At 66.6% G+C, this 19,946-nt stretch carries 20 protein-coding genes and 2 riboswitches; of the genes, 7 read left to right on the forward strand and 13 right to left on the reverse strand.

Annotation, left to right across the window (positions count from 1 at the left end; translation table 11 throughout):
* Positions 1-92: 92 nt before the first annotated feature.
* On the reverse strand, positions 93-356 hold the full coding sequence (locus AC50YA_RS12625) for a DUF4235 domain-containing protein (RefSeq protein ID WP_282330513.1): 264 nt from the start codon (positions 354-356) through the stop codon (positions 93-95).
* 41 nt (positions 357-397) lie between these two features.
* A complete protein-coding gene (locus tag AC50YA_RS12630; RefSeq protein ID WP_494982615.1) occupies positions 398-940 on the reverse strand; it encodes a heme-degrading domain-containing protein in 543 nt (180 codons plus the stop codon).
* A 57-nt stretch (positions 941-997) separates the two neighbouring features.
* Positions 998-1,140: riboswitch (TPP riboswitch) on the forward strand.
* 64 nt (positions 1,141-1,204) lie between these two features.
* On the opposite strand from AC50YA_RS12630, the gene AC50YA_RS12635 reads away from it, so the two are divergent.
* From AC50YA_RS12635 to AC50YA_RS12645, 3 genes are read left to right on the forward strand one after another with little or no spacing between them, the layout of a single operon-like run.
* Positions 1,205-1,855, forward strand: coding sequence for an ECF transporter S component (locus tag AC50YA_RS12635; RefSeq protein WP_494982616.1), 651 nt, complete (start codon positions 1,205-1,207; stop codon positions 1,853-1,855).
* Complete coding sequence (locus AC50YA_RS12640) at positions 1,855-3,507, forward strand: ABC transporter ATP-binding protein (protein WP_494982617.1); 1,653 nt, start codon at positions 1,855-1,857, stop codon at positions 3,505-3,507. The genes AC50YA_RS12635 and AC50YA_RS12640 overlap by 1 nt, the downstream gene beginning before the upstream one ends.
* Positions 3,504-4,298 (forward strand): energy-coupling factor transporter transmembrane component T family protein, encoded by a 795-nt coding sequence (locus tag AC50YA_RS12645; RefSeq protein WP_494982618.1) that lies wholly within the window; start codon positions 3,504-3,506, stop codon positions 4,296-4,298. Before AC50YA_RS12640 ends, AC50YA_RS12645 begins: the two co-directional genes overlap by 4 nt.
* 46 nt (positions 4,299-4,344) lie before the next feature.
* Here AC50YA_RS12645 and AC50YA_RS12650 read toward each other — a convergent pair whose 3' ends face one another.
* Positions 4,345-5,118: a glycoside hydrolase family 25 domain-containing protein gene (locus AC50YA_RS12650; protein ID WP_494982619.1), complete on the reverse strand. Its 774-nt coding sequence runs from the start codon at positions 5,116-5,118 to the stop codon at positions 4,345-4,347.
* 250 nt (positions 5,119-5,368) lie between these two features.
* Here AC50YA_RS12650 and AC50YA_RS12655 point away from each other — a divergent pair, with 250 nt between their 5' ends.
* Positions 5,369-6,892 carry a UDP-N-acetylglucosamine 1-carboxyvinyltransferase gene (locus AC50YA_RS12655; protein WP_494982620.1) on the forward strand — a complete coding sequence of 508 codons (1,524 nt, stop codon included), beginning with the start codon at positions 5,369-5,371 and terminating at the stop codon, positions 6,890-6,892.
* Between the two features lie 129 nt (positions 6,893-7,021).
* Positions 7,022-8,290 (forward strand): glutamate--cysteine ligase 2, encoded by a 1,269-nt coding sequence (locus AC50YA_RS12660; RefSeq protein WP_494982621.1) that lies wholly within the window; start codon positions 7,022-7,024, stop codon positions 8,288-8,290.
* A 76-nt stretch (positions 8,291-8,366) separates the two neighbouring features.
* On the opposite strand, the gene AC50YA_RS12665 is transcribed toward AC50YA_RS12660, so the two are convergent.
* From AC50YA_RS12665 to AC50YA_RS12680, 4 genes are all read right to left on the reverse strand, one after another.
* Positions 8,367-8,978: a hypothetical protein gene (locus tag AC50YA_RS12665; protein WP_494982622.1), complete on the reverse strand. Its 612-nt coding sequence runs from the start codon at positions 8,976-8,978 to the stop codon at positions 8,367-8,369.
* Between the two features lie 163 nt (positions 8,979-9,141).
* Positions 9,142-10,350 (reverse strand): O-succinylhomoserine sulfhydrylase, encoded by a 1,209-nt coding sequence (locus tag AC50YA_RS12670; RefSeq protein ID WP_494982623.1) that lies wholly within the window; start codon positions 10,348-10,350, stop codon positions 9,142-9,144.
* Positions 10,347-10,760 (reverse strand): rhodanese-like domain-containing protein, encoded by a 414-nt coding sequence (locus AC50YA_RS12675; RefSeq protein WP_494982624.1) that lies wholly within the window; start codon positions 10,758-10,760, stop codon positions 10,347-10,349. The genes AC50YA_RS12670 and AC50YA_RS12675 overlap by 4 nt, the downstream gene beginning before the upstream one ends.
* Positions 10,757-11,014 (reverse strand): DUF1737 domain-containing protein, encoded by a 258-nt coding sequence (locus AC50YA_RS12680; RefSeq protein WP_494982625.1) that lies wholly within the window; start codon positions 11,012-11,014, stop codon positions 10,757-10,759. Before AC50YA_RS12680 ends, AC50YA_RS12675 begins: the two co-directional genes overlap by 4 nt.
* Before the next feature lie 13 nt (positions 11,015-11,027).
* A riboswitch (SAM riboswitch) is annotated at positions 11,028-11,143 on the reverse strand.
* Positions 11,144-11,393: 250 nt separating this feature from the next.
* Between AC50YA_RS12680 and AC50YA_RS12685 the strand changes: the two genes are divergently transcribed.
* Both AC50YA_RS12685 and opgC read left to right on the forward strand, forming a co-directional pair.
* Complete coding sequence (locus AC50YA_RS12685; protein ID WP_494982626.1) at positions 11,394-11,777, forward strand: hypothetical protein; 384 nt, start codon at positions 11,394-11,396, stop codon at positions 11,775-11,777.
* An 86-nt stretch (positions 11,778-11,863) separates the two neighbouring features.
* On the forward strand, positions 11,864-14,347 hold the full coding sequence (gene opgC / locus AC50YA_RS12690) for an OpgC domain-containing protein (RefSeq protein WP_494982627.1): 2,484 nt from the start codon (positions 11,864-11,866) through the stop codon (positions 14,345-14,347).
* On the opposite strand, the gene AC50YA_RS12695 is transcribed toward opgC, so the two are convergent.
* From AC50YA_RS12695 to AC50YA_RS12720, 6 genes are all read right to left on the reverse strand, one after another.
* On the reverse strand, positions 14,348-15,931 hold the full coding sequence (locus AC50YA_RS12695; RefSeq protein WP_494982628.1) for a long-chain-fatty-acid--CoA ligase: 1,584 nt from the start codon (positions 15,929-15,931) through the stop codon (positions 14,348-14,350).
* A gap of 116 nt (positions 15,932-16,047) precedes the next feature.
* On the reverse strand, positions 16,048-17,244 hold the full coding sequence (locus tag AC50YA_RS12700; protein ID WP_494982629.1) for an acetyl-CoA C-acetyltransferase: 1,197 nt from the start codon (positions 17,242-17,244) through the stop codon (positions 16,048-16,050).
* A gap of 103 nt (positions 17,245-17,347) precedes the next feature.
* Positions 17,348-17,905 (reverse strand): GNAT family N-acetyltransferase, encoded by a 558-nt coding sequence (locus tag AC50YA_RS12705; RefSeq protein ID WP_494982630.1) that lies wholly within the window; start codon positions 17,903-17,905, stop codon positions 17,348-17,350.
* 13 nt (positions 17,906-17,918) lie between these two features.
* Positions 17,919-18,383, reverse strand: coding sequence for a pyridoxamine 5'-phosphate oxidase family protein (locus AC50YA_RS12710; protein ID WP_494982631.1), 465 nt, complete (start codon positions 18,381-18,383; stop codon positions 17,919-17,921).
* Positions 18,384-18,480: 97 nt separating this feature from the next.
* On the reverse strand, positions 18,481-18,948 hold the full coding sequence (locus AC50YA_RS12715; RefSeq protein ID WP_494982632.1) for an NUDIX hydrolase: 468 nt from the start codon (positions 18,946-18,948) through the stop codon (positions 18,481-18,483).
* A 32-nt stretch (positions 18,949-18,980) separates the two neighbouring features.
* Complete coding sequence (locus tag AC50YA_RS12720) at positions 18,981-19,922, reverse strand: aminodeoxychorismate lyase (protein WP_494982633.1); 942 nt, start codon at positions 19,920-19,922, stop codon at positions 18,981-18,983.
* Positions 19,923-19,946: the final 24 nt, after the last annotated feature.

The raw sequence follows: 19,946 nt of genomic DNA on the forward strand, positions 1-19,946 counted from the left end.
ACGCCGCCCGCGCGAGTTTTTGTCCAGATAACACGGTTTGACGGACGGTTAGAGGCCGTTATCTGGACAAAAACTCCGGGGTGGTGGTGCGGTTAGACGATGTCCTGGGACTTGGCGAAGCGGGTGATGGCCCGCTGCGTGCCGCGGTTGGCGAGCACCTGGATGATGGTGCTGACGGAGGCCGAAATGAGCGCGAACGTCAGCGCCGAGCGGAGGCTCGTGGGGGTGTCTTCGTCTTTGCCGGTGGGAGGCTTCCGGCCGGTGGACTTTTCCCATACGGTATTGACCATCTTGGTGCCGACGAATCCGGCGCCGAGGCTGATTGCGGTGCCGAGCAGCTTGATGAACAGGTTCATTCGTTGAACTCCTTGTGAGCGGATCCGGGATTGTCTTTAGCCTAACCCGGCTGCATGGACTCCAGAATCTCCCGCAGCGCCTCCACCACGAGGTCGTGGTCCTGTTGCTGGGGCAGGCCTGAGACCGTCACCGTGGCCACGGCGCCAACGCCGGCGACGTAGACCGGGAAGCAGCCGCCGTGCGGTGCGTAAGTCGATTCGTCGAACCAGCCGTGGTCTTCGATGCGGCCTCCGTGCAGCCTGCCACGGAGTCCCACCAGCAACGACGGGATCTCGTACCTGGCGGCGGTGCGCTGCTTGGCCCGGATCCAGTGCTCGTTGTCCGGGGTGGCGCCGTCCAGGGCCACGTGGAACAGCACCTGGTCACCCTTGGTGATGTCTATCGCGATGGGCAGCCGGCGCGTCTTTCCCAGCTCCACCAGGAGCAGCCCCAGGTTGAGGGAATCGTCCTTGGTGAAATGCGGAAACTGCAGCTCGCTGATCTCGGCCTCGATCCGGGCGATCAGCGCCTCAAGCAGCCCCTCCGCCTGGGCCACTCTCGAGTCGGGATTGAAGGCAGTCACAGTCGGGTTGTTGGCAGTCATGGCCCACAATCTACCCCGCCCGCGGTGTAAACTGGACAATGCCCATCAGGGCAGATTTATTAACGACAGGGGAGCGCCGCCGTCGGACATCACTGGCATTTGCCGGGGGACCGAAGACGGGCGCTGAGAGTGCGGACAGCCGCAGACCCTCGAACCTGATCCGGTTAGTACCGGCGCAAGGGAGTCGAGTTCTCGAAGTGTCCGGCAAACGGCGGCAGCGCCGCACACCTGGTACTTTCCCCTCCTGTTCCTCAGGAGGACCGAATGACAACTGCAGCAATCAAAAAGACCGGCAATACCTGGCGCGTTGTGGACATCGTGGTGGCGGCGCTCATCGCCATCACCGGCGGCGTGATCTTCTGGGCCTGGTCCCAGGGCGCCGGCATCATTTCCGCCCCCATGAACGCCGTTTACCCCCCGCTGACCGGCCTGATCGCCGGCGGCTGGATGATCCCGGCGGTGCTGGGCATGCTCATCATCCGCAAGCCCGGCGCGGCGCTCTTCTGCGAAGCGGTGGCCGCCACCGGCGAACTCATCATGGGCTCCCAATACGGCGCCACGGTGCTGATCTCCGGAATCCTGCAGGGCCTGGGCGCCGAACTGGTGTTCTTCCTGCTGGTGTACGGCAACGTCCGGTTCAAGTCCTTCCTGCACCAGAAGTACAACCTCATCGCCGCGCTGCTGGCCGGTGCCGGCGCCGGACTGTTCTGCGGCCTCAATGACTCCTTCCTGCCGTGGGGCTGGAACATCGCCTACGAGCCCGCCGACAAGCTCGCGTACATCGTGTTCTGCACCATCTCCGGCGCAGTGATAGCGGGCGCCTTGTCCTGGATCGCCACCCGCGGCCTGGCCAGGACCGGCGTGCTGAGCTCGTTCGCGTCCCGGAAGGCAGCTTCGGAGCCCGTCTTCAACTGATGACCGCTTCCGACGCCGGCGCTTCCGGAGTGCGCCCCGCCGCGGTGTCCGCCCGTGGCTGGGGCTGGCGGCATGCCGGACGTTCCGCCCCCGCCGTCCATGGGCTCGACCTCGAGATCGCTCCCGGCGAGCGGGTGCTGCTGCTGGGCCCCTCGGGCGCGGGCAAGTCAACGCTGTTGCACGCGCTCGCCGGGGTGCTGGGGGATGAAGGGGACGACGCCGACGAAACCGGTTCGCTGCTGATCGACGGCGTGGTGCCCCGCGGGCAGCGCGGCCGCTCGGGGCTGATGCAGCAGGACCCGGAAACGCAGGTGGTTCTGTCGCGCCTGGGCGACGACGTCGCCTTCGGCGCCGAGAACCTCGCCGTTCCGCCGGACGAGATCTGGCGGCGCGTCCATGAAGCGCTCGACGACGTCGGCCTCCGAAGTGCCGGGGGCCGCGTGGGTGGCGGAGCTGGTTTGAACGCCAACGGCGCCGGTTTGAACGCCGACGGCGGGCCCGGTGCCGCCGGGCTGCCGCTGGACCACCCGACGTCGGCCCTGTCCGGAGGGCAGAAGCAGCGATTGGCTCTGGCCGGTATCCTCGCGATGCGGCCCGGGCTGATCCTGCTGGACGAGCCCACTGCAAACCTTGATCCCGCCGGTGTGCTGGAAGTCCGCGACGCCGTGGGCCGCTGCCTGGACAAGACCGGCGCCACACTCGTTGTGGTGGAGCATCGCGTGTCCGTGTGGAAGGACCTGGTGGACCGGATTGTGGTGCTCCAGCCGGGCTCCGCAGCGGGCTCCGCTGGAAGTTCCGCCGGTACGTCCGCAGTCCTGCTGGACGGGCCGCCGGACCAGGTGCTCGCGGAGGCGCGGGACATGCTGATCGGCGCGGGCGTGTGGGTGCCGGGGTATGTTCCGGCAACCCGCCGCCGTGCGTCCACAGGCTCCGGTGACCTGCTGCTGGCCGCTGAGGACCTGGCCGTCTCCCGCGAGCGTCCGCGGCGCCGCGGCCTCCGGACCATCCCGCCCGTGCCGGTGCAGTCGGGCATCACGGCCCAGGTCCGTTCCGGCCACGCACTCACCGTCACGGGGCCCAACGGCGCCGGCAAGTCAACGTTTGCGCTGACGCTCGCCGGACTTTTGGCGCCGGTGGCGGGGAAGGTGTCCGCCGCTGTCGAGCTTTCCGAGGGGGCCGGGATCAATCCCTTCAAATGGAAAGCCAACCAGCTGATTTCCCGCATCGGAACCGTGTTCCAGGAGCCCGAGCACCAGTTTGTTACCGGCCGGGTGCTGGACGAGCTGATGTTCGGCCCGCGGCACCTGGGGCATGGCGAGGAGCGGGTTGATGAGCTGCTGGAACGGCTGCGCCTGACGCACCTGGTGGACGCCAATCCGTACACGTTGTCCGGCGGCGAGAAGCGGCGCCTGTCGGTGGCCACGGTCTTGGCTGCACACCCGCGTGTGCTGGTGCTCGACGAGCCGACCTTCGGCCAGGACGCCAACACCTGGGCCGAGCTCGCATCCTTCCTCTCGGAATTGCTCGACGCCGGGACCTCCGTGGTTTCCGTGACCCACGACCAGGAATTCAGCGCCGTCCTGGGCGGGGCCGAACTGCGGCTTGGCCCGGCCTCTCGCGGCGGCGCCCGCCAGGAAGCACGTGCGGCATGAGGGCTGCCCTGACCCTCCGCGGCAACCACGCGCTGCTGACGCGCGCCAACCCGCTGGCCAAGTTCGCCGTCGTCTTCCTCATCACACTGGTGCTTGCGCTATCCATTGACTGGGTATCAGCCACCACCGCGCTCGTGGCGGAACTGGCGCTCTTTCCGCTGGCCGGCCTCACGCTCCGCCTGTTGTGGCAGCGCGGCTGGCCGCTCATCATCGCCGCAGCCCTCGGCGGCTGGAGCACGGCGATCGTCGCGGCGGACGGCGGTGCTGCACTGCTCGACGTCGGGATCTGGTCCATCAGCGAAGGTTCCCTGCAGCTGGGAATCGGTTTTATGCTGCGCGGACTCGCGATTGCCCTCCCGGCGATCCTGCTCATGACCTGCACAGACCCCACCGACCTCGCCGATGCGCTGGCCCAGAAGGCCCGGCTGCCGCACCGGTTTGTCCTTGGCACGCTGGCAGCGATGCGCCTGGTGGGACTTATGGCCGAGGAGTGGCAGACCATCGGCATGGCGCGGCGGGCCCGCGGCGTGGGCTCGCAGGGCAGCCCGCTGCAACGGCTGCGGGCCACACTTGGGCAGAGCTTTGGGCTCCTGGTCCAGGCCATCCGCCGCGCGTCCCGGCTGGCCATCACCATGGAAGCACGCGGCTTTGGCACCGGGCAGCGGACGTGGGCCCGGGAATCCACGTATTCGCCGTTGGACGCCTGGGTGCTGGTGGGCGGCGTGCTGATCGCGGCGGCTGCTGTGGTTGCCGCAGCCGGGATGGGGACCTGGAACTTCGTCTGGCGTTAGTTGGTGCGGGTTCGGGTTCTGGATTCTGGCAACGGGGCAGCGGTTGCTAAATGCACGAGTAACCGTAGTCGAAGTCCCTGGAGACGAACTGGGTCAGGGTGACCGTGCCGCCTGCGGTCAACGGCGCATTAGAGCAGTTGGCGTTGGCTCCGGAGGCCGTGCTGGCTCCTGCCAGCCAGTTGGGCAGGGCATAAAGGTTGCTGGAGCTGCTTACGGTGCCCACGATCTGTCCCCATTGATGGGCCGACGAGTAGATGCCGACGTCGGCGCCGATGCTGTGAAAGAAGTCGGTCATACCTTCCAGGACGGCACGGTTGGCATTCTTGTCGAGGGACCAGCTGTTGCCGGTTTCAACATCGAGCCACCACAGGTAGTCCGAGGGGCTGCTGATGCCGCGGATGTACGCGTCGTCGTACGCCTTGGCGTAGCCGTACATATAGGCGCACGCCGTGCCAACGTCCTTGTCCTGGCAGGTGCCGTAGGGGTTGGATGCGGCCGGGGATTCCGGGTAGCTGTTACTGGTGGGCCACCAGGAGCCAGCGAGCTCCGGGTTGGCGGTGTTGACGTAAAGGGCGACGGACGGCTGATCGGTCGGGTTCACCGTGATGGCTTCGGCCCAGCGAAGCTGTTCGACGAGGCAGGGGTTAGTGGTGTTAGCAAGGCCATTGTTCACGCCCACGATCCCGAAAGCTGGAGCGACGGGAAGCGCCGTGTTGCACTGAGGCCACGAGACATCGTTACCCAATGCCAGCTCGGCGCCCTCGCCGGGTGACGGGGCGGCCACGGACACCGGCGCCACGGTAATCCCCCACAGGGCCATGAGCAAGCACAATATGGCACACGCCAAAGCACGGGATGCTGTAGCCGCATGCCCATACATGGCTGGCCTCCTGCATGACATTCTTCCGCTGATCGGGTTCACCCGATGTTTCAGTCTCCCGCCGGGCGGGGGCGGGGTCAAGGACAACCACAAAAGGGCGACTATCTCATGAGTCGGGTATTCCTGGGAGATAGGTACGCCATTCCGGGTCGTATCCCATCAAATAGCTCATCTGTGATATTTTTTTGTTATGACTCAGGAAACTGCCGAGCACGTAGCCGCCACCCTCAGGGACGCCCGAACTGAGAAGGGCTGGACCCAGGGTCAGCTTGCCGCGGAGCTGGGTACCAGCCAGAGCGCCGTCGCCCGGATGGAGCAGGGCAAGCAGAACCTGAGCCTGAAGATGATCCAGCGGCTCGAATCGATTCTCGACCGCAGCATCGTCAAAGTGGGCAAGCCGCAGATGACGCACCTGCGGATTGAAGGCGGCCGCACCCTGTCCGGGGCAGTGGACGTCAACAGCAGCAAAAACGCCGGTGTGGCGCTGCTGTGCGCCAGCCTGATCAACCGCGGCACCACCGTACTGCGCCGCCTCGCACGGATCGAAGAGGTCAACCGGATCGTGGAGGTCCTGACCAGCATCGGAGTCGAATGCACGTGGCTTAACGACACCGACCTCCAGCTCCGCCGCCCTGCCGTCCTGGACCTTGAAGCCATGGATGTGGACGCCGCGCGCCGCACGCGCAGCGTGATCATGCTGCTGGGCCCGCTCCTGGACGAATCCTCGGAATACCGCTTGCCCTATGCCGGCGGCTGCGATCTGGGCACGCGCACCGTGGAACCGCACATGCAGGCGTTGCGCCAGTTCGGGCTGTCTGTGGAAGCAACGGCGGGTTTCTACGCCGTGCAGGCTCCGCGGCCCGACGTCGAAAATCGCTCGTTTGTACTGTCGGAGCGCGGGGACACCGTGACCGAGAACGCCATCATGGCAGCGGCGCACCGCCGCGGCACCACCGTCATCCGCAATGCCAGCCCCAACTACATGGTCCAGGACCTCTGCTTCTACCTCGAGATGCTGGGTGTGAAGATCGACGGCGTCGGCACCACCACGCTGAAGATCACCGGCCGGCCGCTCATCGACGTCGACATCGAATATTTCCCGTCCGAGGACCCCATCGAAGCGATGAGCCTCATCACCGCCGGCATCGTCACCAACTCGGAGGTGACCATTCGGCGCGTGCCCATCGAGTTCATGGAGATCGAGCTGGCCACGCTGGAACAGATGGGCCAGAAGCTGGAGGTTTCCGAGGAGTACGTGGCGCGCAACGGCCGCACCCGGCTGGTGGATGTGACCACCAAGCCGTCAGAACTGCGCGCGCCGGAGGACAAGATCCACCCCATGCCGTTCCCCGGCCTGAACATCGACAACCTGCCGTTCTTCGCGGTCATCGCCGCCAACGCGCATGGCCAGACCATGATCCACGACTGGGTCTATGAGAACCGGGCCATCTACCTGACGGAGCTGAACAGGCTCGGCGCCCAGGTGCAGCTGCTGGACCCGCACCGGATCTACGTCAACGGCCCCACAAAGTGGCGCGCAGCCGAGGTGGGCTGCCCGCCGGCGCTCCGCCCGGCCGCCTGCCTGTTGCTGGCCATGCTCGCGGCGCGGGGCGTTTCTGAGTTGCGGAACATCTACGTGATCGAGCGCGGCTACGAGGACCTGGCGGAACGGCTCAACACCATCGGTGCCAAGGTGGAATACTTCCAGGACTGATCCAAACAACGCGGGGTCACTTCGCGCCCATGCGAGGTCCCTTCATGGGCTCGAAGTGACCCCGCGTTGCTGTTGCGTTGCTTCGTCTTTTCTGCACCACAACGCCCTGGACTGACGCACAATGTAAACATGCGCACTTTCGGTGTGGAGGAAGAGCTTCTGATAGTGGACCCCGGGACGGGGGAGCCGCTTGCTCTGGCTGATGCCCTGCTCGCCAGCCGCGAGCTTGCCGCGGATGACTCCCCGGACAAGCCGCGGCTGCCGGACGCGCAGGATAAACCGGACGACGACGTCGAAACAGGCCTGAGTGCCGAGCTGAAGCTTGAGCAGATCGAGACCCAGACCCGTCCGTGCCTGGAGTACGAGGAACTGCTCCGGCAAATCCGGCGGGGCCGCGTCCTGGCGGATCAGGCTGCGCGGAAGCACGGCGCCCGGGTGGCTGCCTTGGCAACATCGCCCATGACATCCACCAGCCACACCACCCCGAACCCGCGGTATGCGACCATGCAGGAACGCTTCGGACTGACCGTCCACGAACAGCTGACGTGCGGCTTCCACGTCCACACCTACATTGAATCTCCGGAAGAGGGCGTCGCCGTCCTGGACAGGATCCGGGACAAGCTGGCAGTTCTCACGGCCATCAGCGCAAACTCCCCATTCTGGAACGGCGTTGAAACCGGGTTCGAGAGCTACCGGACGCAGGCATGGAACCGCTGGCCGACGTCGGGTCCGTCCGCTATTTTCACCACCCTGTCCACGTACCGGCGGGTGGTGACACGGCTGCTGGACAGCGGGGTGCTGCTGGACGAGGGCATGATCTACTTCGATGCGCGCCTGTCCCGGAACCACCCCACCGTCGAAGTCCGCGTGGCCGATGTCTGTCTGCGGGCCGAGGATGCGGCACTGATTGGCGTGCTGGTCCGGGCCTTGGTGGAATCGGCCAGCCGGGAGTGGCGGGAAGGCGTGGAACCCGCTCCCGTTCCCACGGTCCTGTTGCGCATGGCCGCCTGGCAGGCCAGCAACTGCGGGCTGCGCGGCCACCTACTGGACTTCGGCAGCTTCCGGCCGGCACCGGCGGAGGAAGTTGTGGAAGCGCTGGTGGATTACCTTGAGCCCGTGCTGGCCGAACAGGAGGAGCTGGACCTGGTCCGGAACGGCGTCCGGGACATCCTGGCGCAGGGGACCGGCTCGGAGCTGCAGCGCCAGGTGCGGGATGCGGCAATGGAGGAAACAGGGTGCGACGACGGCGGGCTGGGTGCCGTCGTCGCGCACGCCGTGCGGACCACCATGCGCGGGTCTGGCGGTGCTGACGGTGCGGACACCGACGCCGACGCTGACCCCGACAGCGATGCCGGACCGAAAGCTGTGCCGGTGCTGCTGCGGGTGCGCCAGTCCTGACGCACCTCGCCGAGATGGCACTTCACGGCAGTGCGCGAGTGCGCGCGAGATCAACTGCCGCGAACTGAAGCGGCGCCTAGATCTGCTCCGGACCTCCGGACAGGTCAATTGATTCTTTGTGGAAGCACAGGTAAATGCCGACGGCCTGCTCCACCAGATAGAACACGAAGGGCGGTATGTCCTTCTTGGCCATAAGAATCGCACCGAATACGGGGGCGCTTGCGGCGGCGGTCACCCCCACCCACCGATTCACGGGCGTGCGAAGCAGGGCAGTTCCGAGCGCGCCCAGCGCAGCAACATGGAGACTGGAGAAGACCAGAAACGGCCAGGCAGGGCCGCGCCGGTAAGCGAACCGCTCGAGGTCTGAGGCGCGGCCTGCGACCGTGGCAATGAACAAGGGCGCGCCGACGAGCAAGGCCGTCGCGGCAGCCGCCGGCAGCTTTTTCGAGAGGCCGGGCCGAAGCGCCTGCGCGAACGCCGCGAAGCCGAAGGGCACGGCTGCAGTGCCGGCTGCGGTCAGGAACTGCCCCGTGACCCAGATCCGTCGGGAGCGCTGCAGCATGTCCAATCGTGCTGCAGGATCCGTCGTCGTGTAGACACGCGGCACTGGGGAAATACCGATTCCCCAGACAAGCGTTCCTGCGACGACGACCGCGCCGGCATGACGATACGGATGGTTCCTGCCCATGGCTGACTCTTCTTGTCTGAGCGGCCGCACTGTCGGAGGACAAGGTGCGTATGGCCCCGAAGCTACGCTTGTACACACGAGCCGTCAACGTGTTCCCGCCTGGCTTTCATCAATGCGGTGGTGTCGGACTCGTCGAAATCACTGTGCGTATCGTGGCAGGAGGCTAGATCCGCTTGAGCGCCTGTTCCAGGTCACCGATGAGGTCCTCCACGTCCTCCAGGCCCACCGACAGCCGCACCACACCGTCGCTGAGCCCGATGGCGGCGCGGCCCTCGGGACCCATGGCGCGGTGCGTGGTGGTGGCCGGATGCGTGATGAGGGACTTGGCGTCGCCCAGGTTGTTGGAGATGTCGATGATCCGCAAGGCGTCCAACAGCGCAAAGGCGGCGTCCTTGCCCGAGCGGTCAGCCGTCGTCGCAAGTTCCAGTGTGAGGACGGTGCCGCCGGCCTTCATCTGCTTGGCGGCGAGCTGGTACTGAGGGTGTGACTTGAGCAGCGGGTACTTGACCCAGCTGACGGCCGGCTGCTGTTCAAGCCATTGGGCCAGCCGCAGCGCAGAGGCGGAGGAATGGTTCACACGCAGCGCCATGGTCTCCAGGCCCTTGGTGAGCACCCAGGCGTTGAACGCGGAGAGCGCCGGGCCGGTGTGCCGCATGAGTTGCTTGACCGGACCGTCAATGAACTCCTTGGTGCCCAGGATGGCGCCGCCCAGGACGCGTCCCTGGCCGTCGATGTGCTTGGTGCCGGAGTACACAATCACGTCCGCGCCCAGCTGGCCGCAGCGCTGCAGCAGCGGAGTGGCAAAGACATTGTCGACGACGACGGTGGCCCCGGCGGCGTGCGCCAGCTCGCTGACCGCGGCGATGTCCACGATTTCCTGCATCGGGTTGGACGGCGATTCGAAGAACACTGCGGTGGTGGGCTCCGACAGTGCAGCAGCCCACTGCTCGAGGTCCGGGCCGTCAACAAACACGGTTTCCACGCCCCAGCGCGGCAGGATCTCGTTCAGGATCACAAAGCAGGAGCCGAACAGTGAGCGCGCGGCAACCACCCGGTCCCCGGCAGCCAGCAGGGCACCCAGGGCGGTGAAGACCGCTGACATGCCCGACGCCGTCGCAAAGCACGCCTCGGTGCCTTCGAGCAGGCGGAGGCGTTCCTGGAAAGTGGCCACGGACGGGTTGCCGTACCGGGAGTAAACGAAGCGTTCGTCCTCGCCGGTGAAGGCACGCTCGGCGGCGGCAGCGGACTCGTAGACGAAGCCCGAGTTCAGGAAGACCGGCTCGGTGGTTTCCTGGAAGTTGGTGCGGTCCAGCCCTCCGCGGACCGCCTGCGTCTCGGCGCTCCAGCCGGCGGCGTCTTCGTTGAAGGTCACTTGGCTATTCCCAGGTTGGTGGGCAGGCCGCGGTTTTTCCAGCCGTTGACAGTGCGCTCGCCGTAGCGGTCCGGCTCGCCCTCGAAACCCTCCAGGACGTTGTAGGAGGTGAAACCGGCCTGCGTCGCGGCGATGGCGGCGGCTGCAGAGCGCTGGCCCGAGCGGCAGAGGAATACCAGTTCCGTGCCGTCGTCCTCCGGCGCCTGCTGCGTCAGGTCGCTAAGGAAATCCGGGTTGGGGATGCCGCCGGGGAACGTCCACGGGATGAACAGGGGATCGTTTTCGGTGGCCTTGGTGTCAGGGATACCGATGTGGGCCCATTCGCCTTCGGTGCGGACGTCCACCAGAATGGCGCCCTGCTCGAGTTTGGCCCAAGCCTCCTGTGGCGTGAGGTCGCCGGCGTAGCTCACGCGTGGCCCTCGCCGTCGAAATCGAGGTCTTCCACGGCGGAGGCGACGGCGGCGTCAGCGGTGGCGATGGCCGACGGGAGGATGAGTGCCTGCGCAACAATCACAACGCCTCCGTTGAACGTTGCGGCCGGGCTGCCGTGCAGGACATACCCTTCGGCCAGGGCAGTGGAAATCCGTTCACAGAAAGACCTGTCATCCGGCCCGGTGACAAGCCGGTACGACAGTTTCTCTTCAGGGGCGGGTGCGTCAGACACGACGGAACTCCTTCTTTCACGCTTGCAGCTCGAGTGGGTCGATATGCCGAGTATTCACCTGAGGCACCCCGCCGCGAAAGGGAGGGTTGCCGACCGGCCAGTCAGGGCTTGGCGCCGGTTCTCATTACTCCCCAAAAACGTAACACTCGCCCCGCCCCGCCGCACCGCCGCCGTCGTCATCTTCCGTAACCAACGCGTGCTTCCGTAACCCCGCCGTGCTTCCGTAACCCCGGCGCTGACGGGACAATCGGGTCATGGGAAAATTCGGGGGCCTTCGCTGACGGGCGCCTGGGCGCGCGTTTTGGCCGTGGGGCTGTGTGCCATGCCGGTACTGGTGGGGGCGACAAGCTGCCGGAACATTTTCGCGCCGCCGCCCTGCATGCCACCTGAGTTTTCCGTCTCGCCTGCCGCCGCGAAACCCGGCGACCAGGTCACCGTCAGTGCCCCAGACGCCACCTGCGATGCCCGCTACGGCGCCGACTCACGGGTCCAAGTGACGGTCACGGACGCGGCCGGCATCGCGTTGCTGGAGGAACTGGCTCCCATGTCCGACGACGGCGCGTTCACTTTTGTATTCACGGTTCCGGCCGGGTGGGCGGCCGGGAATGTCGCTGTTTCCGCCTACCCATATGGCTTGGACTGGTGCGACGATACCGGAGTGAACAACAGGGTGGCGCACGGGCCGCCGGAACTGGTCCGGGTTTCGTGTGCGGAACGGGTGGCGCCGCTGGTGGTGCTTGGACCTGAGACTAAGCAGGGCTGATCCGGACCAAAGGCTGAGGCAGATAGAGTTGGCAGAGGCACCGGCCACCGTCTTTGAAGCAGCCGTTCTTGGGGGATTACACCAGTATGCCAACAGCCACTGCACCGACCCACAATGCCAGCCATGCCGGCTCTGCCGGGCGGACCCGGCTGCGGGCCGCCGCCGTGCTCCTGCTCGCCGTCCTGCTGGCTGTGCTGGCGATGGGACTTACCGCCGGTACCGCCCGCGCCGCCAGCACAGCTCCGGAGCCGGAAAAGCCGCTGCTGGGCGCGGTCCTTGAATGGGGCGAGGATTCGGCGGCCAGCTTTGCCGAGCGGCTGGGAGCGACGCCGGCCCTGTTGGGTCATGACATTTCCATCCCCTTCCGGTCCTCGGAATCCACCGCTATCCGGCAGTTCCTGGACCAAGCTGCGGCCTTGGGCTCCCATGCCATGCTCACCGTCAAACCCACAGTTCCGCTGGAGCAGATTGATGACGCCGCGGCCCGGTCTTTTGCCGCCGAGATCACCAGGATTTTGGTGGGCTTCCGGGGCCAGGTGCTGGTCCGCTTCGCCCCGGACATGAACGGGAGCTGGCTTGACTGGGGGCAACAGCCGGCAGCCTACCGGTCCGCCTTTAGGGCAGTGGCTGCGGAGTTTAAGGAAACGAACGACGCCGGCACCGTGATGGTGTGGGAACCCTACCTTGGGCGGGACTACCCCTTTGGCCGGAACCGCAATGCCCCCGCTGCCGGCAGCGACGGCTTTGCCCTGTTGGACACCAACGGCGACGGCACCTGGGACGGCACCGACGGGGCCTATGCGCCCTACTATCCCGGGGACGATGCCGTGGAATGGGTGGGGCTGTCCGCCTACCATGACGACACCGCCGGTACGGCCGCCGTCAATACCGTGGCTGCCCCCGGGGAACTGGCTGGGATGCTGACCGGAGCCGGCAACGAGGACTTCTACGCCACGTACGTGGAGCAACGGGACAAGCCGTTCCTCCTGCAGACCGCAGCCTTCTACAGCCCCGCTGCCGGCGGCGCCGCGGAGGCCGACATCAAACGGGCCTGGTGGGATCAGACGCTCGAAGCGGCGACGTCCGGGCGGTTCGGCAAGACCGCTGCCGTGGTCTGGGACGAACGGACCAGCACCCGGGACACCGGCGTGGCCAGCATCGACTGGACCATCACGGGAAACGCCGATTTGTCTGCAGCCGCACGTGCCCGGTTGAACGCGTCCGGCCTCGTCACGGGTCCGGTCACTGAAATCGTCTCCGGCCAGGAGTACGCCCAGGCCAACACCCTGACCGGCGCGGCCGCCTGGAGCGTGGGCGCGGCCCTGCTCATCCTCCTCATCGCCCTGTGGCAGGTCCCGCGGAGGGTGACGGCCGTGGCTGCCTGGGGTTACAACGACCCGTCAAACCGGGATTCCCGCGTGGACCTGCTGCGCGGGGCAGCCATCGTGTTTGTGGTGGTGAACCATCTGGGCCTGACGTCCCTCTTCCAGCTCCTGACCCAGGAAACGGTGGGTTTCGTCTCGGGCGCGGAGCTGTTTGTGCTGTTCTCCGGTCTGGTGGTGGGTATGGTCTACGGGCCGCGGGTCAAGGACGACTTCGGCACGGTGGTGGACCTGACGTCGCGGCGGGCGGGCAAGCTCTATGTCACCGCTTTAGTGGTACTGGTGGGCATTTTCCTGGTTTCCCTGTTACCCATCTTCCAGACGGATCCCCTCACCACCTACACCGACCAGGGAACAGGTGGGGCTGGCCATGCTGCGGCCGGCCGGACCTACAACCTGTATGCCGGCATGGAATCGCTCTTTCAGTTCCCCGTACCGCCCCAGGTCCTTCCGGCCATCCTGCTCCTGCAGTTCGGGCCGTGGCAGTTCAATGTGATGGGCCTGTACGTTGTCCTGCTGCTGGTCAGCCCGCTGATCCTCGCCGCCCTGAACCGCGGCTGGACTCTGTGGGTGCTGGCGGCAACCCTGGGCGTCTACGCAGTGGGCACAGCAACCCGGACCCGGCTGCTGCCTTCGCAGTTCGAGGATTCGTTTCCGCTGCTGGTGTGGCAGGTGCTTTTTGTGATCGGCCTGGTGGCTGGTTTCCACCGGCGGAAAATCGTCGTGTGGCTCTCGGCGCACACTTGGGCGGTGGCAGCCTGCTGCGGGGCTGCCATGGTTTTCGCGTTCCTGTCGTGGGGCAACCCCTACCTTGCCAACGGGTTTGACCTCCGGCTGGCCGTCATCCCGGATTCCCTGTACCGGACCATGTACGACTCCTTCTTTGCCCGCACGTACCTGGCGCCGGGACGGCTGCTGAACGTCCTGGTCCTGGTGGTAGCGGCCTATGCGTTCCTCACGGCCTACTGGAAGCCTGCCGAGCGTGCCCTCGGATGGTTCCTCATCCCGCTGGGCCGGGCCACGCTCTACGTCTTTGTTATCCACGTCGTCCTCATCGCCGTGGTCGCCAATATCCCGGCCCTGCAGCAGGGCGACATCCTTCTCAATACGGCCGCCTACGTCGTGATCCTGGGGCTCCTGTGGGTCATGGTCCGGACGCGCTTCCTGTTCCGCATCATTCCCACCTGATCACCCTGTTGGAGTATCGGCGGCGCTGTACCGGGCGGTGAGTTCGCGCTTGAGGACCTTGCCGCTGGGACCGGTGGGGAATTCGGTGACCAGGGTGATGATCCGCGGATACTTATAGGCCGCCAATTCCGCCGCGGCGAAGTCCCGCAGCTCATCAATGGTGGCGCTGCTGCCCGGATTGAGGACGACGGCGGCCGCCACCTCCTGCCCGTGCGTTTCGTCGGGGACGCCATAGACGGCAACGCTCAGGACAGCCTCGTGCCGGCTGAGGACTTCCTCCACCTCGCGCGGGTAGACGTTGAAGCCGTTCCGGATGATCATCTCCTTCTTCCGGTCCAGGATCCGGAGGTAGCCGTCTCCATCCTTGGTGCCCAGGTCGCCGGTCCGGAACCAGCCGTCCACCACAGCCTCGGCGGTGGCTTCGGGTCGGTTGAGGTAGCCCGTGAAGAGGTTGTGCCCCCGGACCACCAGCTCGCCTAACTCGCCCGTGGGCAGCAGTTCGATGGCATCTGGGACGTCCGCGCGGGCGATCTCCACCTGGACTCCCCAAATGGCCTGGCCCACCGTTCCGGGCTGCGGCGCTTTGCCTACATGATTGAAGGTGGCAACCGGGGACGTCTCGGTCAGGCCGTAGCCTTCGTAAATGTCCGAGCCGAATTCCGCCTTGAACCTGTCCATCACCGCCACCGGCAGCGACGCGCCGCCCGAGATGCAGTAGCGCAGGGCGTTGGACCGGCCGGTGTTGGTGCGGGCAGCTTCGAGCATGGCGATGTACATGGTGGGCACGCCGAAGAAGACGTTGATGTTGTGCCGGGCGAGGGCATCCAGGGCTGCGTCCCCGCTGAACTTGGGCAGCATCACGATGGTGGCCCCCGCCCGCAGCCCGGTGTTGAGGACGCACGTCTGGCCGAAGGTGTGGAACATCGGCAGTCCGCCGAAGATGACGTCACCGCGGCGGAGGTCAAACGTGCTGGTCAGCAGCGTATTGGTCTGTTCCACAAGGGCGAAGTGGCTGCCCAAGGCGCCCTTGGGCTGGCCGGTGGTCCCGGATGTGTACAGAATCGTGGCCGTCTCGAAGGGCGGCAGCGGCAGCCAGGTGCTGATGGGCTCGGCTCCTGCCGCTTCGGTCTCCAGCCGGGCGGCGCCTTCGGTCCCCTCCGGCACCAGGACGGTGACGACGTCGATGCCCGCGGCCGCGGCGCCTTTGGCACCTTCCTCAAGGAGCGGTCCGGCGCAGACGAGCAGCTGCGCGCCGCTGTCGCGCAGCATGTACTCGATCTCACTGCCCTTCAGCAGCGCATGCAACGGCACCACCACGCCGCCCAGCGCGAGGACCGCGTAGTAGACCCGGGCGAAATCAGCCACATTGGGCATCAGCAGGGCCACCCGGCTGGCGTGCCCCACGCCACGGTCCCGCAACGCACCGGCATACGCGCGCGTCTGTTCCCAGAGTTCGCTGTAGGTCACCCGCTCCTCGCCCACCACGAGGGCCGCGGAGTCCGGGAAGCGGGCGGCTGATTCAGCCAGGATTGCGGCAACGGAGATGGTCCCCAAACCCTCTTCGGCGGTAGGTGAAGTGTTCATGGTGTCCTGTCCGGCTGGTGGAGTGGTTGACAGCAACGCGGGGTCACTTAGCGCCCGTCCAAGGCCTCCGCATGGGCGTTAAATGACCCCGCGTTGCTTTGGAGGAGGGGTGTGGGTCAGGCTTTGAGGATCAGGGCGTCGCCCTGGCCACCGCCGCCGCACAAGGCAACCACGCCTGTGCCGCCGCCGCGCCGGTTCAGCGCCAGTGCCTGATGCAGGACCAGTCGGGCCCCGGATGCGCCCACCGGGTGGCCCAAGGCGATGGCGCCGCCTTCGGCGTTGATCCTGTCCGCGTCGATCCCCAGGTCTTTGGCGGACTGCAGCACCACCGAGGCGAAGGCTTCGTTGATCTCAATCAGGTCCACGTCGTCAATGGTCAGCCCTTCAAGTTTCAGGGCCCGCTCAATGGCTCGGGACGGCTGGGAATGCAGGGAACCGTCCGGTCCGGCAGTCTGGCCATGGCTGCCGATCTCCGCGATCCAGCTGAGGCCGGCCGCTTCCGCTGCTGACTTGCTGGCCACCACAACGGCGGCCGCGCCGTCGGACAGCGGGGAGGCAGAACCGGCGGTGATCGTTGCGGCCGGGTCCTTGGAGAAGGCCGGCTTCAGGGCCGCGAGCGTCTCGACGGTGGTTCCGGCGCGGATGCCCTCGTCGGCATCAATCACGACGGCGGGTCCCCGGCGCTGCGGGACCTCCACCGGAGCGATCTCTTCAGCCAGAATGCCGGCCGCCCGGGCGGCCTCCGCCCGCTGGTGGGAGAGGGCGGCGACGGCGTCCTGGTCCTCGCGGCTGATGCCCAGACGGGCGTTCCCGGCGTCGGTGGCGGACCCCATCAGTTCGCCTGAGACGGGGTCCTGCAGGCCGTCAAAGTTCAGGGAATCCAGCAGCGGCGCATCGCCGATCGCCACGCCGCCGCGAAGCCGGGGCAGCAGGTGCGGGGCGTTGGTCATGGATTCCTGGCCGGCCGCCACAATGAAATCAGCCTCGCCGGCGCGGACCATCCGGGCGGCATCGATCACGGCAGTCAGGCCGGACAGGCACAGTTTGTTGATGGTTACGGTGGGCACATCCCAGCCGATGCCGGCGGCAAGACTGGCCTGCCGGGCGGGTCCCTGGCCAGCGCCCGCCTGGATAACCTGGCCCACGATGACGGCCTGGATCTGTTCCGGCGCCACCCCGGACCGTTCCAGTGCGTTCCGGATGGCGTGGGCACCCAGTTCGCTGGAGGTGAGCCCGGAGAGGCCGCCGCGGAACTTGCCGAAAGGCGTGCGTGCGCCGCCCAGGATGACGGGGATGTGAGCGTCGTTGCTCATGGTGTGCCTTTCGATTGCGGTTTGAGGAGTGCCGGGGGCCAGCTTAGGCGACCGCGAATGCCGCCGAACTGCGCCGGGCGCTGTGGATTCGGCTGCGATGACGTCAGCCGTGGAGCAGCCGTTGGTGGAGCAGGTGGTCCTGCCAGCGGCCGGCGATCTTCAGGTACTGCGGTGCCACGCCGATTTCCTGAAAGCCGGCCCGCCTGAGGATCCTGCGGGAGGGCTCATTGTGGAGCAGCGTTGCCGCCTGGACCCGGTGGAGGCCCAGGTCTGTCCGGGCATGGTCCGTGGCGAAGCGGACCGCAGCAGATCCGATGCCCCGCCGGTTGAGGGTGGAATCAACCCAGTACCCGAGGTTGGCGTTGAGGAACGGCCCACGGACGATGCCGGTGAGCGTGACTGCGCCGACGATGTAACCATGATCCCCGTCGTCCACCAGCACCCACGGAACCTCCTGGCCCACGGAATGCTGGGCGAGCTTGGCCCGGATGATGTCCAGTTGATGCCGGGGAGTGAAGAAGGCTTCGTCCCGGTCCGGTTCCCAAGCCGCGAGGTGCTGGCGGTTCCGGAGGTAGGCCTCGCTCAGGCGGGCTGCGTCGCTACGCCGCAGCAGCCGGATCCGGACCCCCTGGACGAGCGGAGCCGGGGCTTCGCTCTCCACAAGGTCTCCCGCGCTACTCGAAGGAGGCACGACGGCGGTCCGACAACCGGGTGTTCCAGATGTCGGGCTTGGTGACCTGGAAGCGGCGGCCGGTCAGGGCGAGCGGGGTCAACCGGATGTAGTAGTCCTTGGGTCCGGGCTGCCAAGGCTCCAGGAGCAGGGCGTCGACGGCGTCCTTGTCGGCCTGGTCCTCGATCTCTTCGGTGTCTCCGCGCACCACCACACTCCAGGCCACCTCCGTGCGGGGATCGTATCCATCGATCTCCAGTGCGGCTGGCCGGTCCGCCTTGGCACCCCACAGTTTGGTGCCGCCGGCGCTGCGGAAGACGATACTCCTGCGGTCCAGGACGTAGTTGACGGGAAAGATCTCCGGATGGCCGTCCACTACAAGGGCCAAGCGCCCCACGGTGTCCTCGGCAAGCAATTCCCAGCATTCGTCAAACGTCAATTTATTGGTCGGCTGCGCGTGAGAGTCCATGCACCAAACCTTACGGACCTCGGCGGCGGATCAACAGGGGCGGAGCAACAGGGTAGTTTCACACGTCAGTGCCCGGCCCGGCTCTTGGGCAGTTCAATTAGGGCAGCTCGACGTGCTCCACCAGGGCGTCCAGGACCGGAAGCTGGCCCTTGACCAGCTTGCCGCGGGCATCGGTTTCCGTCACCCACCGGGCATCGTCCACCTCGGGAAAGTCGTGGATGATGCCGGATCCTCTGGGCCACTCCAGCGGAAACGTGTTGCTCACAATCCGTTCGGGCTGGAAGTCAGACTCCGCCGTGAACACCGTGATGATCTTTCCCGACGGTTGCCTGAAGACACCCAGCTCGAAATAGTCAACAGCTGGCGGCGGCGTGCCGATCTCTTCGGCAAACTCCCGCACCGCGGCCACCAGGGGTTCCTCGCCGGGAAGGTACTCGCCCTTGGGAACCGACCAGGACTGGGTTTGTTTACGAGCCCAGAACGGTCCGCCCATGTGCGCTATCCACACTTGCAGCCCGCCCGCTCCCCGCCGGTACAGCAGAATCCCTGCACTGCGAACCACCATGGCGTAGGGCCTCCCAGCCGAATCCCGAAAACCTACTGGATCCCGGCAAACAATGCGTTGAGTTCGGCCGTCAGCTGTTTCTGCAGGGCAGGCGTCCCCACGTCCTTGCCGTCAATGTGGTTCACCGGTGCGAGCAGCCTGATGCTGGAAATCAGCCACACGGCGTCCGCGTCCAGCAGGTCCTGCGGTTCCAGCGGCCCGTAGCCGAGCTCCCAGCCGGCTGCCTTGGCCGCCGCGAACAGGGCACCCTGGGAGGTTCCGGGGAGGATCCCGCTGTCCAGCTGCGGCGTGATGAGCCGGCGCACCGTGCGGGTGGCGCCGGCGCCGTCGTCGGAGGTTTCCAGATGTGCCAGCAGCACAGTGGACGTGGGGCCTTCCAGGACCCGGCCGTCGGAGGAGGTGAAGATGACGTCGTCGGCGCCCTGTTTGTGGGCGTACCGCAGGGCGGCCATGTTCGTGGCATAGGACAGGGTCTTGGCGCCGAGCAGCAGCCACGGGGCACGCTCAGCCACGTCGCTGTCGTAGCCGCGGTCCAGGAGGATGACATCGATCCCTGTTTCGCGCTGGCGGCGTCCGAGGGCGCCCACCGGGGAGACCTGAACCCAGCATGTGGGGGACTCTGCGCCTTCAGGGCCGCGGGTGACCACGAGTTTCACCACCAGCTCGTCCTCGGCGGGCGACGGCGCGGGGTGCTGCGTGCGGTGTTCCGCCACGCCCGTTGCGATGGCGGCCCGCCACGAATCCTGGGCCGGGATCACCAGGTCAAGGGCCTGGGCCGACCCGCCCAGCCGGTCCAGATGCGCCTGCAGCTTCCGGACTGCGCCGCCCACCGCGAGCATGGATTCGAACACACCGTCGCCGCGGGTGGCGCCCTGATCCGTGGCCATCAGCTGGGGCTGCGAAGCGTCGGAGGGCCGGCCGTCCGGGAACGCGGGGTCAAGGAAAACGAGCACCACGGGCGCAGGAGAAGTCATGGCTCCAGCTTAGTGGGGCCCGCC

This window comes from Pseudarthrobacter sp. RHLT3-21, assembly GCF_059383495.1.